Below are 15,701 nucleotides of genomic sequence, written 5' to 3' on the forward strand. Positions count from 1 at the left end.
AGGGCCTGCCAGCAGCTGTTGGGGGGCTTTTTTAACTGATCAATTCTCATGGAGAAGCTAACCCGGTTTCTGGGAATACGACCCGGCGAGACCAAGACGGTTTGGTTGTTTTTTGCGCACAACTTTTTGCTGGGCATGGGCACCATTCTGGTGTACGTGACGGCCAACGTGCTGCTGCTGGAAGTGAACCCGGAGCGCAATCTGCCCCTCGCGTACTGCGTGGGCGCACTGGCTATGATGGCCGTGGGCAAATTGTACGCGCACTTTGAACACCATTGGCTATTGCAGAAGCTGGCCGTGCGGGCGCTGCTGGTGGCGGTGGTGCTCACGCTCGTGCTGACACTGCTGCTCTTGCTGGGCCCATCCGTAACTACGGCCGTGGCCATTATGACAGGCTACCGCCTGATTTATCTGCTTACCAACCTTGAGTTTTGGGGTATGTCGGCGGTGGTTTTCAACGTGCGGCAAGGGCGGCGGCTGTTCAGCATCATCAGTGCCGGCGATATGCCCGCCAAAGCCATTGGTGCCGTGCTTGCCGTGGTGGTGCACGCTTATAATGAGCTGTATGTGCTTTTGCTGACCGCCTGCGGGGCCTATGTGCTGGCCTCCGTAATTCAGCGGGCCACGTTTAAATCGCGGCAGGTGGTGGCCCGGCCGGGGGCGCCCCGGGTGGCGCGTCCGGAACAGTCGGCGCTGGTACGCCAGGTATTTGGGGCCAGCCCCCTGATTCATGCCATGGGCCTGAGCCTGACGGCTATTGCCGCCGTAGCGGTGGGCGTGGAGTATATCTTCTTTGTGAACGTGAAGTACAAGCTGCAGGATCAAACCACGATTCTGCAGTACGTGGGGGGCGTTTTGGCCCTTACTTATCTGCTGGCCATGCTGTTCAAGCTGCTCTTTACGCGCCGCGGCATCGACTGGCTTGGGGTGCGCTGGACCCTGGCTTTGCTGCCGCTCACGGCCCTGGCGGGTATTCTGCTGTTCGGGGCCTTGGAGGTGGCGGCCGTCGGTCCGGCCGTGCTGCTGGTGTACTTTGGGGGGCTTTATCTGACGCTGGAAGTACTGCGCCAGGCCTTGTTTGAGCCCGTGTTTCTGGTGCTGTTTCAACCCCTCACGCCCCTGGAGCGCCTAGAAGGACATACCCTGGCTAAAGGCTTCTACGAGCCGCTGGGCTTGGGTCTGGGGGGCTTACTGCTGCTGGGCTTGCATGGCTCACCGGCCCTTAACCAGTGGGTGCCGTTTGTGTGGATGGGGCTGCTGCTGCTGGCGGCTGTTTTCCTGTTGCAGCGCACGTACTGGAAATATCTGGATGAGCTGAAAGACGCGCTGGGCCTGCGCTTTGGAGCCAGCACCGAGGCAAATTTGCCCCCCAGCGGCTCCCTGGCGCCCGAAGAGGAAGAACCTGACAGTGGGGTGGAGGAAGCGTTGCAGGCCATTGATGAGCTGCTGAAAGCCGGCGGGCTGGTCAAGAACGCGGAGGCCCTGCTTTCGCACACCGATAGCCGGGTGCGCACGCGCGTGCTGAGCCTGGTGGGCCACCAGGCCGACGCGGGCCTGCTGCGGCGTCTGGCCCTCGACGACCCCGACCCGAAGCTGCGCGAAGCCGCCAGCACCCTGGCCGGAGCCCACCACGAGGCGAATGATTTACTGCTTCATCCGGATATGGTGGTGCGTCGGGGAGCCATGCGGGGCCGGCTGGCGCAAGCGCCCGATGACGTTCAGGCCCGGGAAAGCCTACGAGCTATCCTGACTGCCTCCGACACCAACTCCCGCCTTCTGGCGCTGGGGCTGATCCAGTTTTTAGCCCCCGAGCAGCAAAGCGAGCTCCTGACGACTTGCCTGCACAGCCCGTTTCCGGAGGTAGTGCAGGCCGCCGTAACCGCCGCCGCTGACACGACCAATCCGGCCCTGACGGATGATCTGCTGCACTTGCTGCGCAACAAAACGGTAAGGCATTCGGTGGCCGACAGCCTGGTGGAAATCGGGGCGCCGGCATTGCCCCAGATCAAAGACTCTTTAACGAAGGAATCGGATGGGCGCTACCTGCAGCTGCTGGCGCAGGTATGTGCCCGGCTGGCTACCCCGGCAGCCCGGCAGGTGTTGGTGGAGGTGGCTCAAAGCTCCAATCTGCACGCCCGAGCGGCGGTGCTGCGGGCGCTGAGCAGCTACGCCACCGTGCCCGCCGAGGCGCCCCTGTTTCAGCGCCTGGTAGAGAAGGAAATGCGGCTGGCCCAGCAAGTGCTGCATGGCATGAGCAGCGCCAACGCCGAGCTGCGCGCGGCCTTGCGCTACGAGCTAAAAAAAGGGCAGCAGCGCCTGTTCTGGCTGCTCATGCAGATTTACGAGCGCCAGCATATTCTGGATGCCCAGCGCGGCGTGGCCCACTCGGCAGGCGAACGGCAGGCCAATGCCCTGGAGATTCTGGACAACCTGATTCCCCGTCCGCTTTACCAAGGCCTGCAAGCCTTGCTCGATACCGGCCGCTTGCGTGATAAGGTGCAAACCTTCGATAGCTTACTGGGTCCTCGGAGTTCCGCCGAGCCTATTCAAACCTCCATTGTGCGGCGCGGGTCTGCCTCCTTTTCGGCCTGGACGATTAGCGTGGCGCTGCTGCAGTGGCACCCGAACCCCGAAACCGTCCTGTATTTACATCCACACCTGCTGTCCGCCAACATTCTTATTCAGGAGAGTGCTATGGTGGTGCTGCGCCAGCTGCCCCTGCAGCGCCCCGCGGCTTTCGACCAACTGATTTCTGTGTACCCGGATTCCCATCAGCTGCTTATGAATACTCCCCACGCTTCCGCTTCCTGCGTATCGGCGCGGGAGCGCGTACTGCTGTTGAAAGGCACCGCCCTGTTTGCCGAAACCCCCGAGAACGTTCTGGGTACCATTGTGCCTATCATGAAGGAGGTGGCATTTCAGCCCGATCAGGGGATTTTCGTTAAAGGAAACCTGGGCAACTCCCTGTTTATTGTAAGTCAGGGGGAAGTCGGAATCTTCGACGGGCCTCTTCATCTCACGACTTTCCGTAAAGGCGACTTCTTCGGGGAGCTGGCCTTGCTGGATGCCGAAGCCCGCTCCGCCACGGCCGTGGCGCAGAGCCCGGTGGTAGCCTTCCGCATTGATCAGGAGGACTTCTACGATGTGATGGAAGAGTGCTCAGAGGTTGCCCGCAACATTATGCGCGTGCTCTGCCAGCGCCTGCGCCTTCAGAATGAAAAGATGCTGCCCGGCGTGGCGGCGTAAGCTTTAGGCTTGCAGCGGTGAGCCGTTAGTATTCTGTTGCCAGCTTACAAACTGCCTGAGGCCTTCCGCCAGGGAAGTCTGGGGCGCATAGCCCAGCAACGCCTGCGCCTTGCTACTATCGGCGTACGTCACGTCCACGTCGCCGGCCTGCATGGGCTGAAAGACCAGCTGGGGGGCAATTCCGACCGCTTCCCCGACGGCGTGAATCAACTCCAGCAGCGCTACCGGGTGGCTGTTGCCCAGATTGATTGTCTCAAAGCCAGGGGGCTGGGAAAGTAAGTACGCCACGCCCCGGGCGATGCCCTCCACGGTATCGCCCACATAGGTATAGTCGCGGGCAGTGGTGCCGTCGCCAAACACGGGAATGGGCTCACCGGCTTGTAGGAGGCGCACAAACTTATGAATGGCCAGATCGGGCCGTTGACGTGGCCCAAAGACCGTAAAAAAGCGGGCATTAAGCACGCTTAAGCCGTAGAGGTGATGGTAGGTATACGTTAATTGTTCGCCGGCCAGCTTGGAGGCCGCGTACGGCGAGATGCAGGCCTGGAGAAGGGATTGGTCCTCGCGAAAGGGCCGCTGGGGGGAGTTGCCGTACACGGATGACGAGGAGGCAAAAAAAAGCTTGCCTATGCCTTGCTGCCGCATCCATTCCAGCAGATGGGTGGTGCCCAGCACATTGTTGTCCAGGTAGGCGGCCGGTTCGCGCACTGAGGGCCCGACGCCGGCTTTGGCCGCCAGGTGCACCACCAGCCCGATCGGCGTAGCACCCAGGGCCTGGGTCAGGGCCTCGGAGCCGGCGCGCAGATCCAGCTCCAGAAAGCGAAAGGAAGGATGCTGCAAAAAGCCCCCCATATTGTCCTGCTTGAGGCTGCGGGCATAAAAGGGGTCAAAGTTGTCGAGGCCCACCACCTGATAGCCGTCGGCCAGCAGGCGTTCACAGAGGTGAGAACCAATAAAGCCGGCGCAACCCGTAACCAGAACCGAAGGCATAAGCAAAGCGGGGAAAAGCAGGAAAGTGGGGCTAAAGGTAGAATGAATTATGCAGTTGAGGGTAAGCAGGAAGCCAGCTTAAACTGCGAACTTGCGCGCTATGCGTCGAACAAAACGAGCCCGCCGGATAGGAGGGGGCATACTGCTTTTGGCTGGCCTGCTGGGTGCCGGCCACTTGATTTGGGAGTCTAACGCGTCCGTTCCCGGCCCGCTCACCAACCGTCATGCGGGCCATATTCAGGTGATTGGGCACGCTGGCTCCGGCTTTTTTACTCCCCTGAATCCTTTCAACCCCTTGCCGCCCAGCAGCCTGGCAGGTGTGGAGAAGGCCCTGTCGCAGGGGGCCGACGGCGTGGAGATTGATGTGCAATTAAGTCAGGATAGCATCCCTATGCTCTACCATGATCCAACGCTCAACTCCATGACTACCGACAGCGGCTGCGTAAGTCAGCAGCCAGCGGCGGCACTGGTGAAGCTACCGTATCGGGGTGGGTGGGGCTACGATTTGTTTCACAACGAACGGCTTATAACCCTGGAAACGCTGTTGGCGCGCGTAGCGCGGTATCCTCAGTATCCTTACCTGCATCTCGATTTGCACGAGCGTGATGGGTGCGGCGGGGAGTATTCCCGTTCACCCGCGTTGGCTCGGGCCCTGGCGGCTTTGATACGTCGCTATCAAGTGCCCCCCGACCGTCTACTTATTCTAACAACCTATCAACCCACGCTGCGCCAACTCAGGCAGGCGCTTCCGCAGGTTCCACTGGGCCTGGAGATTACCCAAGGCGAAGACCTTGTGGCTGGGTTGGCCGCCGCTAAAGGTATCGGGGTGCAAGCCATCGTGATACCAAAAGCGTTGGCGACGCCGGCGCAAGTTGCACAGGTACAGGCTGCGGGCTTCGATGCTGTGCTGTTTGGGGGGCGTTCGGCCGGCTCGATCCGGCGCTTGGTAGCTGCCCACCCCGACGCCATCGAGGTAGACAACGTGCCTCAACTACTGCGCACGCTTCAGCGATAGAGATGGCGGGCGCAGCAGTTGAGAATGTCACAGAAGCTTAAGGATTGGTCGTTGCCGCTGAGTCGGATGCTGGCGGGAGGGTAGTGGGGGGCATTTCTGAGCGAGGCGTCATGCGTTCGCTTTCCAACAGCTTCTGAAGGCTATCATTTTGCCTCTTAAGTCGGTCATTCTCCTGCTGCATAGCCTGGGTGCTATCCGCCGGGTTGGAAGTTGTGGTTTGTTGTGGCTCGCAAGCAGCCAGTAAAGCCAGGCTCAGGATGGAAAGTAGTATGCGGAACTTCAAAAAGGACATTTTAAAAGAAGCTAAAGAGGGAGAAATATGGTTAACATAATTTATCTATAAGCGTGGAATCGCCTGCATAGATCCTTACTGACAATAGGGCAGGAGAAGTCAGCTTTAGCCAGCCAATTGCCTCCTAATCTTCTCCAACAGTATCCGTACGATCTCCACATCATCCAGATCCTGAATATTGAACTGCGTATCCATGCCCGGTCCGGTGATACGGATAGAGTATGAAGGTGCTGACCCGGAATTAGAAACTACTCTCTGAGTCTGTGTAGGTACTGCGCTGTTGCTAACCTTTGGAACAGCGCCGTTCATATTCGCTGACGGCGGAGTATTCATGGGTGCGGCACCCGATACTGTAGGCTCAGTCATAAAGGCCGACGGCGCCAGTTCAGGCGATCTGGGGGGCATTTGTTCCGTCTCTTCCTCTAAGTCGTCAGTATCCAGTCCAAACAGCGCAGATACAGCATCCTTGGAAGACACCTTTGGTACAAGATTCCCTATGGAGCTAATACTATCTGTAGTTTGGGGTCTAGGTGTTTCGGAGGCTCGCTTTGTAGCACTAGTATCTGAAGTGACAGAAGCGCCTGCAGTCGCCGTAGCGGGCGCCCGGAACAAGTTCATCGGCATGTCCGTGCTGGCCAGTTCGCGTCGTGGAGGTTGTTGGGCAGCTAATTGATCGATATCCGCTACCACATTACGCTCGTCCATAACCCCAACCATCCGAGCGCCTTCCACAAAGGCCTTCGCTACATTTTGAGCGTTGATCTCCTCAACGCCGAATTCCCTGATCAACATTACATCCAGCATATGCACTGGCAGCTCGCGGCTCCGGAACTTACGGCAGATCTGAGTGAATAGCGGCGGATGTAGAAAAGCCTCCCGGTGGAAAACCTTCTCTTCCTGCTTGTCATAGGCATGCTTGATCCGACGAAACAGGTTTGTAGTAGTGAGTAGCTCTCGTTTACTAGTTATAAGGCCAAACTTAACAGCGGAACCAATAATAGCTTTGAAAGAGCCACTAACCTTTCTATTAAGCTTGCGTGCGCATGTTTCAATAGCACACTTGCCGCCAGTATCATCAACTACTTCAGCAACTTCCCAGGCACTCAGATAACTAGTGCGGGGATAGTCAATGGTCTTAGGCATATAAGATGATGAGGTATAAACAATGAAAGTACAAGTATAAACAATATAAGTATATAATAGCAGTACAAAGTATAAAAAAGTAATACTTATTTATATCATTTTATGCTTTTTTATACTAATATTGATTTATTTTATACACACTTTACTTTAACTCTATCCTCTCATAGCATATATATTTAAATACTAACCTAATGTAGGCGGCCCAGGACGGGGAGGAGGTGAGGTAAACAGGGGCTATAGGCATAGTAGGGGCCCTGTAATCGATTAAATTAGTGTGGGATACATTATTCAGCGTTAAATCATAGGTAAGCGTGAAAGGCAGTATAAGTGCTCATATGAATAAGAACCGGTTTATGTTTGGAGAATAACTGATTGATGTTAGAGTAGCAACGGTGTTCCACGTCATAGGCTTTGTTGTTTAATTCATCAGCTAATCGCTTTTGTGGCTGGAATGTCTTACTGCTAGAGTTGCGTTCTGCTAACCAAGATTCTTTAGAGCCAAATGATGCAGCCGCACCGCTGTGAATCAAATGGTTTCCGCTGACGATAACCAAGTGATAACAACCAGAATATCTCTGTATAAGTTACTTAAACCGATCATTGTTGATCATATTCGGGCGAGCTGACTATCCCAGATACACCCCATTTGATTTGTCTTATAATTTATATTATGTTAAGTAGTGTTTCTGAAAAGCAGCCCGGGCACCAATCTGATACCCGGGCTGCTTTATTTTCACTCCCCCATTGCTGGAGTAGTTATCCTTTACTTCTTCAGTGTCTCAAGCTTCGCGTTCATCTTCTCCGCATCAGCGTTGCGGCCTAAGCGAACATATACTTTCTGCAAGGACGAAATGGTAGCCCGATCGTCTGGCTGCAATTGCAAAGCCTTCTCAAAATGCGGTAACGCTTGCTCAAAGTATTTTTTGCCTTCTGCTTCAAGCTTCTTGCCAGACTTCTGGTAAGAAGCCATGTCCATCTTGCTAGCCTTTGTATAGTTCTCGGCGGCTTTGTTGTAGTTATATACGCCCATATTGAACTGAGCGTCAAAGTTATCAGGGTTAACCTCAACGGCTTTGCGGTAAGCGGCTAGCGCTTGCTCGGGCTGCTTATTCGAATCCAAAATGGAGCCCTTTACAGCATAAAGATTAGAGTTGGTTGGATCAGCAGCAATGGCGCGGTCAATTTTGTCCAACGCTTCCTTACCACGACCAGCAGCCAGATACATATTCAACTCTTCCAGCATGAATGCCTTGTTGTTAGGATATGCCTTCAAAGCCTGCTCAACCACTTTCATGGCTTCGGCATCGTTTTTCTCTTCACGGGCAATCTGCAACAAGCGGCCATACATCTGGGGCGACTTGTAGTTCATTGCCTGCAACTTGCTATACGTAGCCTTGGCCGACGCAAAATCCTGCTTGGCTTCCGCTGCATAAGCTGCGTATAGGTAGGCAGTTGTATCCTGAGGCCGGATCTGCTGGGCCATCTGGTACGACTTGATAGCCTCATCAAAATTCTTACCGTTGTAGCTTTCTACCCCGGCGTTAAGGGCCAGGCCGTACAGGTTGTCCATTTTGGCCACAGCCTGCTTACCGAATTCGCCGTCCTTGCCATCTAGCTCAATAGCCTTTTGGTAGGATTCGAACGCAATTTTAGCCCCTTCCCCGGCGCCCAAAGCTTTACCGTAGATGGGGCTGGCAGCCATACCGTCATAGATTTCGCCGCGCGTATACCAGGTTTTAGCCTTGGTTGAGGTCTTCGGATTTTGAACAGCCTTGTCGATTTCCGTGCGAGCCTTATCAAGCGTGCCCTGACGTTGAAATAGAATCGCGTTGGTAACGGCCGAGTTCTGTGCTGATGCAGTATGAAGAGTAGCTGCAGCAACCAGGGTCAAAAGAATCTTCTTCATAGAGATGATACTCAAGAATTAGGGTGAAAGAAAGGAATTGCTGGCCAAACGCGGAAAATATGTGCTTGGTTCAGCCGTGGGTTGTAAGTAAGGTGGTTGAAAAACAAAAATGGCTGAAAAAAGACAGTAACGACAGAAAAACCATCATTACTATCCGTTTTCAGCCATAAAAGTACGCTTAGTTATCGCTAAGCTGCTCAGGATCAGTTAAGGTAGCTAAATCAGCTGGCGTGTCTACATTAATGGGTTGATCTTCGCCAGTGCCATTCAGAATTTCTTCCTCCTTTTCCTCAGCGGCTACTTTAGCAACCGATGATATTTCATCACCCGCGCTGATTTTGAGTAGACGTACGCCTTGCGTGGCACGACCAATTATGCGCAGATCAGCCACCCGCAGACGTATAATGATACCCGACTTGTTGATGATCATCAAGTCGTCCGTGTCATTTACATCCTTAATGGCTACCAGTGCACCAGTCTTTTCCGTCACCTTCATCGCCTGCACACCTTTACCGCCACGGTTAGTAATACGGTATTCCTCCAGCTCGGAGCGTTTGCCGTAGCCATTCTCGGATACAACCAATAGCTCCTGACTTGGATCTGATACGCACACCATACCAACGACGCGGTCATTAGCATTCGCCAATGTGATACCGCGCACACCGGCAGCGTTGCGGCCCATCGAACGCACTTTGCCTTCGGGGAAACGCACTGCCCGACCCGAACGCAAGGCCACCACTATTTCGCTGCTGCCCGTAGTGAGCTGCACGTCCAGCAAACGGTCACCTTCATTGATGGTAATGGCATTGATACCCGCCGTGCGTGGACGTGAATAAGCTTCTAATGGAGTCTTTTTCACGGTTCCTTGCTCGGTGCAGAACATGAGGAAGGTATTTTCCAGATAATCCGGGTCGCGCAGGCCGCGTACGTTCAATACGGAACGCACTGAATCTTCGCGGGGAATCTCAATCAGGTTCTGAATGGGGCGGCCTTTGGCGTTCTTCCCTCCTTCTGGCACTTCGTATACTTTCAGCCAGAACACACGACCCAGTTCTGTGAAGAACAAAAGGTATTCATGGGTAGTAGCTACGAACAGATTGGAAGTAAAGTCGTCTTGCTTGGATGAGGCGCCGCGGGAGCCAACTCCTCCCCGACCCTGAGCCCGGTATTCGTCGAGGGCGGTGCGCTTGATGTAGCCTTCGTTGGAGATGGTAATCACCATACTCTCGTCGGCAATCATATCCTCCATGCTGAAGTCGCCACCGGCATACTCAATCATGGTCCGGCGCTTATCACCGTAACGCTCCCGAATGTCGAGCAACTCGTCTTTAATGATTTGCCGCTGCAACTCATCCGAAGCCAATACCGCTTTAAGATGGTCGATGAGTTTCATTAGCTCATCGTACTCCTGCACGATTTTGTCGCGTTCCAGGCCCGTGAGACGCTGCAGACGCATATCCAGAATAGCACGGGCTTGTACTTCGCTGAGCTTGAAACGCTCGATAAGCTGGGCACGAGCAACTTCGCCATCGCGCGAGCCGCGAATCAGCGCAATTACTTCGTCCAGATGGTCCAGAGCGATGAGCAGACCTTCCAGGATATGAGCACGCTTCTGGGCCTCCGCCAACTCATAGCGAGTACGGCGCACGACTACATCAGCACGATGCTCTACAAAGTAGTGAATCAGTTCCTTCAGATTCAGCGTCATCGGGCGGCCTTTTACCAGGCACACGTTGTTGACGCCGAAGCTGCTTTGTAACTGTGTGTAGCGGTACAGATTGTTGAGTACCACGTTGGGCATGGCATCGCGTTTCAGATCGTACACGATGCGCAAACCGTCGCGGTCTGACTCATCGCGCAGGTCCGAAATACCTTCAATGCGCTTCTCATTGATCAGGGCAGCGGTTTTCTCAATCATCGACGCCTTATTCACCATATAAGGAATCTCGGTGACGATGATTTGCTCCTTCCCGCTGGGCAGGGTTTCAAAGTGGGCTTTGGCTCGCATTACTACCCGGCCACGGCCAGTTTCGAATGCTTGCTTTACGCCCTCGTAGCCGTAAATAGTGCCCCCCGTCGGGAAGTCAGGAGCCGTAACGTGCTCCATCAGCTCGGCGATGGTAATTTCGGAGTTGTCGAGATAGGCAATGATACCGCTGACCACTTCCGTCAGGTTGTGAGGCGCCATGTTGGTGGCCATACCCACCGCAATACCCGTCGTGCCGTTTACCAGCAGGTTGGGAAACTTGGCAGGCATTACAGATGGCTCTTCCAGGGAGTCGTCAAAGTTGGGTTGGAAGTCAACCGTCTCTTTGTCCAGATCACCTAAAAGCTCATCCGCCAAACGCTTGAGACGAGCCTCGGTATAACGCATGGCCGCCGGCGAGTCGCCGTCGATGCTACCAAAGTTACCCTGCCCGTCAACCAGTGGATAACGCAGGCTCCATTCTTGAGCCATACGCACCATGGTATCATATACTGAGGAGTCGCCGTGCGGGTGGTATTTACCCAGCACTTCGCCCACAATACGAGCACTTTTCTTGTAGGATTTATTATAGGATACGCCCAGTTCGCTCATGCCATAAAGCACGCGCCGATGCACGGGTTTCAAACCGTCGCGCACATCTGGCAGAGCACGGGATACAATAACCGACATCGAATAGTCGATGTAGGCTCCGCGCATCTCATCTTCAATGTTAATCGGAATGATCTTTTCGCCTTCCGCCATAGAGAAATCTAAGTAAGCCGAAAAAAAGCCCCCTGGGGGGCAATTTCGGCACCAGTGAATGAGTACTTTGTGAAGCCCGCAAGGTACGAAAAAACGGCCGTTTTGCCTAATTGCAGCCTATTTCAGCGGCTTGCTTTTGTCGGCCTTGCGGCGCTTGCTGTTGCCCTCGTTGTGGACCTTGATTTTCTCGCCAATAGCGGGGTTTTGCTTCTTAAAGAAAGGCTGGCCCCGAAACTTGGTGCCATCGTGAAAATGCTGCTTGCGCGTGTGGCATGACACAATTGGGCAGGTACGACACGAGGCTGCGGCGACCAGTAGAAACATGGCCACCACCAACCGAACATAGAGAAAACGTAGATTCATGCCCTAAAAGTAGCCATCCGCTGCGAGTTATAGCGCGCTCAGTTAAAGGTTCAGCTTGCACTAGGTAAAACTATCACTCTACCGGAGCGTTTGCCCTAACGTCTTCCCCTTCCCATTCACGCAGAAACTGAGCGAGAAACTCCTCCATAAATTGATGCCGCTGCCTGGCAACCGCCCGAGCGGCTGGCGTGTGCAGGCGCTCCTGCAGATGCAGCAGCTTCTCGTAGAAGTGATTGATGGTTGGCGCGGTGTTCTGCTTGTAGCTCTCGAACGAGTCGTGGGCAATGGGCGCCACCGCTGGGTCGTGGAGCGGACGCCCTTTATGACCTCCGTAGGCGAAAGCCCGCGCCACCCCAATGGCGCCGATAGCATCGAGGCGGTCGGCATCCTGCACAATCTCCCCTTCAGGCGTGCTCATGGGTGTAGGCACACCCACTCCTTTAAAGGAGATTTCGCGGATTATCATCTCCACGCGCTGAATAACGGCCTCCTCTACGCCCAGATTGTTTAACCATTCACGGGCGGCCCGGGGACCGGCCTCTTCATCGCCGGCGTGAAACTTCCAATCGGCCACGTCGTGGAGCAGTGCGCCTAGCTCCGTGACAAAAGGATCAACGCCGGGCGTCTGGGTGGCAAGCGCCTGGCTTGTATACCACACGCGCTGAATGTGGGCCCAATCGTGACCGGAGCCCTCGTTTAAAAACTTAGCTTCGATGAAGCCAGCAGTCCGGGCAACAACTTCTCTATTATCCAAATGTATTCTTATTCAAATGTACAAAATCAAACTACGCCATCTTTTAAGCGAACAAAGTTAATGGCCGGGCTCAATAACCCCGAGCGCTTCCAGCTGGGGGGCATATTTAGCGTAAATCGCCTGCAAATCTTCTCCATGCTTCTCCCCGTCTACCCCGATGCTGACGTTGCTGGTATGAAACCGGTGCAAATGATTGATATGGGGCGAGACTACCGGCAAATGGCCGGCTAGCAGGAAGCGTACATATAAGTCCAGGTCTTCGGCCATGGGCAGTTGCCCATCGTAGCCCCCCACCTGATCAAACAGGCTGCGGCTGTAGCACACGTTGCCCTGAATGAAATGCTCGGCCCGAAAAATGGCCCCCAGCATGTCAGCCGGCGAATCGAAGCGCCAGGCATAATAGTCTTCGTTCGGCAGATAGCGTCCATCCTGGTCAATGCGCAGGAAATCGGCCACAAACCAGGGCGCGTCGGGGTGGCGCTGCACCAAGTCGGCATAGTGGTAGAGCGTGCGTTGCAGCAGAATATCGTCATCATCGAGGGGCACCAGCCAGGCATCGGGGGGCGTTTCGCGGATAATACGGTTGCGGGCCTCCCCTGCCTTTAGCGGCTCAGGATAACTCCAGGTACGCAGGTTTGGCGTTTCAGCCGCAGCCTGACGGAGCCATGCACCAGTGCCATCGGTTGAGCCGTTGTCGTAGATAAGATGATCGAATGAAAAGTCGAGCGGGGCGCTGATGCTGGCCCGTACGCTGGCCACCGCTTCGGGCAGGTACTGGCGGCGATTGTGGCTGGGAGTAATAACGGAAAAGTGCATGGCTCTCTATTCTGCCTTTTGCCTCAAAAAGTTACTGGCAACAGCGTAAAAGATCAACTTTCCACCAGCTGCTGGCGTTCTGCAGCCATAACCCCGTTGCTTCTTTTCCGCACTCCTGCCTTTATGCCCAGATTCGTAGTTAGCTTGCGGCTACCCGCGTTGTTCACCCAAGAGTTCATAGCGCTCATTCCATCGCATTGGGCGCTTATTCAGCAGCTCATTGAGGACCACGTGATTGAAACCTACGCCATCAGCGCCGACCGTACGCGTGGCTGGATTACCATAAACGCGGACGATGCAGCAGCAGTACAGGCCGTAGTTGAACAGTTTCCGCTCTACTCGTTTATAACGGAGGTAGAAATCGACGAACTTTTTATTTTTGATTCTGCTAAATCGCGCTTCCCCCGGCTCAGTCTTAATTAACTGATTCAAGCGCAGTTTTTATAGCAGCTTTACACGTTACCCATTTGTTTTACTCATTTGTAAAACATCTTCTTTCTTCCTTATGCCTTTATATCACCGGCTATTAGTGCCTGCTGCCAGCCTGTTAGCTGCTACTATAATTTTCCTGCCAGGTGCTGCGCCGGCGGCGCCACCTACGGAAGGCATGACCACTGAACGGCTAGTCTCGCAGCTTCGATTGGCCATTGATAATTTAAAGACCCTGCGGTGCACCGTGCATGCCCAGGAACGCCTGGGGGACAAATACACACAGGCTAACTCCACCATGAAACTGGGGTACGCTCCCCTGCGGATATTTCTGCGGAATAAAAAAGGCGTGGAAGTGCTTTGGGTGACGGGCCAGAATGATGGCGATGCCTGGGTGTATCCGAATAGCTTTCCGTACGTCACGCTGAGCCTCGACCCGAATGGCATGCTGATGCGCCGTGGTCAGCACCATAGCGTGCTGGATGCCGGCTATGGCATGATAGCGGATATTCTGCGCGGCTCGGCGCAGCGCCCAGATAAGTCTTATGAACGGTCGTTTCGCTACACCGGCGATACGACTATTGCCGGCCGCCCCTGCTATCAGCTCAGCTCCGACTTCCCAAAGTTTCGCTACGTGACCTACACTGCGGGCAAGGGCGAAACCGTAACCCAGGTAGCCGACAAGTTTGGCTGCGGGGAATACCGTATTATGGAGCAAAACGGGCTAGCCGCCGACGCACCCATCCCGACCGGCAAAGTGCTGCAAGTACCGAATAGCTACGGCTCGCGCACCTTAATTTGCGTGGATAAAAAGCTGTATCTGCCCTTATTGATTCGGGCCGAGGATGATAAAGGGCTGTTCGAGCAGTTCACGTTTTTGGATGTAGTGGCCAACCAGCCCATTCCAGCCCAAGAGTTCACGAAGGAGTTCAAGAACTATAACTTGTAATCGCCGCTTGCGCCGATGCAGGCGACAATCTGTTTTTAGGTCAAAAAAGCCCCCCAGATACAATCTGGGGGGCTTTTTTGTGTTTCGCAATTACCTTTATGCCTCTAACGTAGGATTACCGCCTGCATCAGCGGAACCGATGCTATCGGCGCAAGCTGCGATCTAGCGGCGCATGGCTTTCTCGATTTCATCCCACATGGGGGCCGGAATCAGCTCCAGCTTATTGAACTCGCCCGCCCCATTCAGCCACTCGCCGCCATCGATAGTCACGACTTCGCCATTCATATAAGCGGCGAAATCGGATACGAGGTAGGCGGCCAGGTTGGCCAATTCCTGGTGGTCGCCTACGCGCTTAAGCGGCACAGACGCGGCCGGATCAAGCTTTTTGGCCAGCGGCTCGGGAAATAAGCGGCTCCAGGCGCCTTCCGTAGGGAACGGGCCGGGCGCAATGGCATTGGAGCGAATGCCATATTTGGCCCACTCCACGGCCAGGGAGCGCGTCATGGCCAGCACGCCGGCTTTGGCCGCCGCCGAGGGCACCACGTAGGCCGAGCCCACCGAGGCATAGGTAGTGACGATATTGAGGATGGTGCCAGGCTTTTTGTCGGCAATCCAGCGTTTGCCGAAGGCCAGGGTGCAGTTGTAGGAGCCGCGTAGCACGATGTCTACAATTACGTCGAAGGCTTTGTGGCTGAGGCGCTCCGTCGGCGAAATGAAGTTGCCGGCCGCGTTATTCAGCAATACATCGACGCCCCCAAACTCATCGATGGTGCGTTGGAGCATGTTTTCCACCTCCTCGTATTTGCGCACGTCGCACTGCACGGCCAGCACCTTGCCGCCGGTTTGCTGGCGCAGCTCGGCGGCGGTTTTTTCCAGCACGTCCAGCTTGCGGCTGCTGATGGTGACATTGGCTCCCAACTGGAGAAAATACGTGGTCATGGCGCGGCCCAAGCCGGTGCCGCCGCCAGTCACGACGATGGTTTTGCCTTGCAGGGCGTTATCACGAAGCATGGGTTGGGTGTAGGGAGCGGACATAAAGCGTAGAGTTAGGCGAGGTTTGAAAAATTAAA

The 15,701-nt window shown here is 54.9% G+C and carries 13 protein-coding genes; 4 read left to right on the plus strand and 9 right to left on the minus strand.

The features are described 5' to 3' along the window. The first annotated feature begins 48 nt into the window (after positions 1-48). On the plus strand, positions 49-3,246 hold the full coding sequence (locus IEW06_RS14895; RefSeq protein WP_188548518.1) for a cyclic nucleotide-binding domain-containing protein: 3,198 nt from the start codon (positions 49-51) through the stop codon (positions 3,244-3,246). Between the two features lie 3 nt (positions 3,247-3,249). On the opposite strand, the gene IEW06_RS14900 is transcribed toward IEW06_RS14895, so the two are convergent. Next, entirely contained in the window at positions 3,250-4,236 is a 987-nt protein-coding gene (locus IEW06_RS14900) for a GDP-mannose 4,6-dehydratase (RefSeq protein ID WP_188548519.1), read from the minus strand. A 100-nt stretch (positions 4,237-4,336) separates the two neighbouring features. Between IEW06_RS14900 and IEW06_RS14905 the strand changes: the two genes are divergently transcribed. Continuing rightward, the gene (locus IEW06_RS14905; protein WP_187731998.1) at positions 4,337-5,251 is read left to right on the plus strand and encodes a glycerophosphodiester phosphodiesterase; all 915 of its coding nucleotides are present in this window, start codon (positions 4,337-4,339) and stop codon (positions 5,249-5,251) included. Between the two features lie 37 nt (positions 5,252-5,288). Here the strand turns inward: IEW06_RS14905 and IEW06_RS14910 are convergent, their stop codons facing one another. The 7 genes from IEW06_RS14910 to IEW06_RS14940 all read right to left on the minus strand — a co-directional run bounded on the left by IEW06_RS14910 (position 5,289) and on the right by IEW06_RS14940 (position 13,253). Further along, complete coding sequence (locus IEW06_RS14910; protein WP_187731997.1) at positions 5,289-5,543, minus strand: hypothetical protein; 255 nt, start codon at positions 5,541-5,543, stop codon at positions 5,289-5,291. Between the two features lie 105 nt (positions 5,544-5,648). Next, on the minus strand, positions 5,649-6,686 hold the full coding sequence (locus tag IEW06_RS14915) for a hypothetical protein (protein WP_187731996.1): 1,038 nt from the start codon (positions 6,684-6,686) through the stop codon (positions 5,649-5,651). A 763-nt stretch (positions 6,687-7,449) separates the two neighbouring features. After that, entirely contained in the window at positions 7,450-8,592 is a 1,143-nt protein-coding gene (locus IEW06_RS14920) for a tetratricopeptide repeat protein (protein WP_187731995.1), read from the minus strand. 178 nt (positions 8,593-8,770) lie between these two features. After that, positions 8,771-11,320 carry a DNA gyrase subunit A gene (gyrA, locus tag IEW06_RS14925; protein ID WP_188548520.1) on the minus strand — a complete coding sequence of 850 codons (2,550 nt, stop codon included), beginning with the start codon at positions 11,318-11,320 and terminating at the stop codon, positions 8,771-8,773. Positions 11,321-11,437: 117 nt separating this feature from the next. Beyond that, positions 11,438-11,683 carry a hypothetical protein gene (locus IEW06_RS14930; protein ID WP_187731994.1) on the minus strand — a complete coding sequence of 82 codons (246 nt, stop codon included), beginning with the start codon at positions 11,681-11,683 and terminating at the stop codon, positions 11,438-11,440. Positions 11,684-11,756: 73 nt separating this feature from the next. Next, entirely contained in the window at positions 11,757-12,437 is a 681-nt protein-coding gene (locus IEW06_RS14935; RefSeq protein WP_187731993.1) for an HD domain-containing protein, read from the minus strand. Between the two features lie 57 nt (positions 12,438-12,494). After that, positions 12,495-13,253, minus strand: coding sequence for a glycosyltransferase family 2 protein (locus tag IEW06_RS14940; RefSeq protein ID WP_188548521.1), 759 nt, complete (start codon positions 13,251-13,253; stop codon positions 12,495-12,497). A gap of 123 nt (positions 13,254-13,376) precedes the next feature. On the opposite strand from IEW06_RS14940, the gene IEW06_RS14945 reads away from it, so the two are divergent. After that, positions 13,377-13,676 carry a hypothetical protein gene (locus IEW06_RS14945; protein WP_187731991.1) on the plus strand — a complete coding sequence of 100 codons (300 nt, stop codon included), beginning with the start codon at positions 13,377-13,379 and terminating at the stop codon, positions 13,674-13,676. 82 nt (positions 13,677-13,758) lie between these two features. Beyond that, positions 13,759-14,631: a DUF1571 domain-containing protein gene (locus tag IEW06_RS14950; protein ID WP_187731990.1), complete on the plus strand. Its 873-nt coding sequence runs from the start codon at positions 13,759-13,761 to the stop codon at positions 14,629-14,631. 162 nt (positions 14,632-14,793) lie between these two features. Here IEW06_RS14950 and IEW06_RS14955 read toward each other — a convergent pair whose 3' ends face one another. Next, a complete protein-coding gene (locus IEW06_RS14955) occupies positions 14,794-15,666 on the minus strand; it encodes an SDR family oxidoreductase (RefSeq protein WP_187731989.1) in 873 nt (290 codons plus the stop codon). Positions 15,667-15,701: the final 35 nt, after the last annotated feature.

Origin of the sequence: Hymenobacter qilianensis, assembly GCF_014638675.1 — a bacterium.
In the GTDB taxonomy this organism is placed as follows: domain Bacteria; phylum Bacteroidota; class Bacteroidia; order Cytophagales; family Hymenobacteraceae; genus Hymenobacter; species Hymenobacter qilianensis.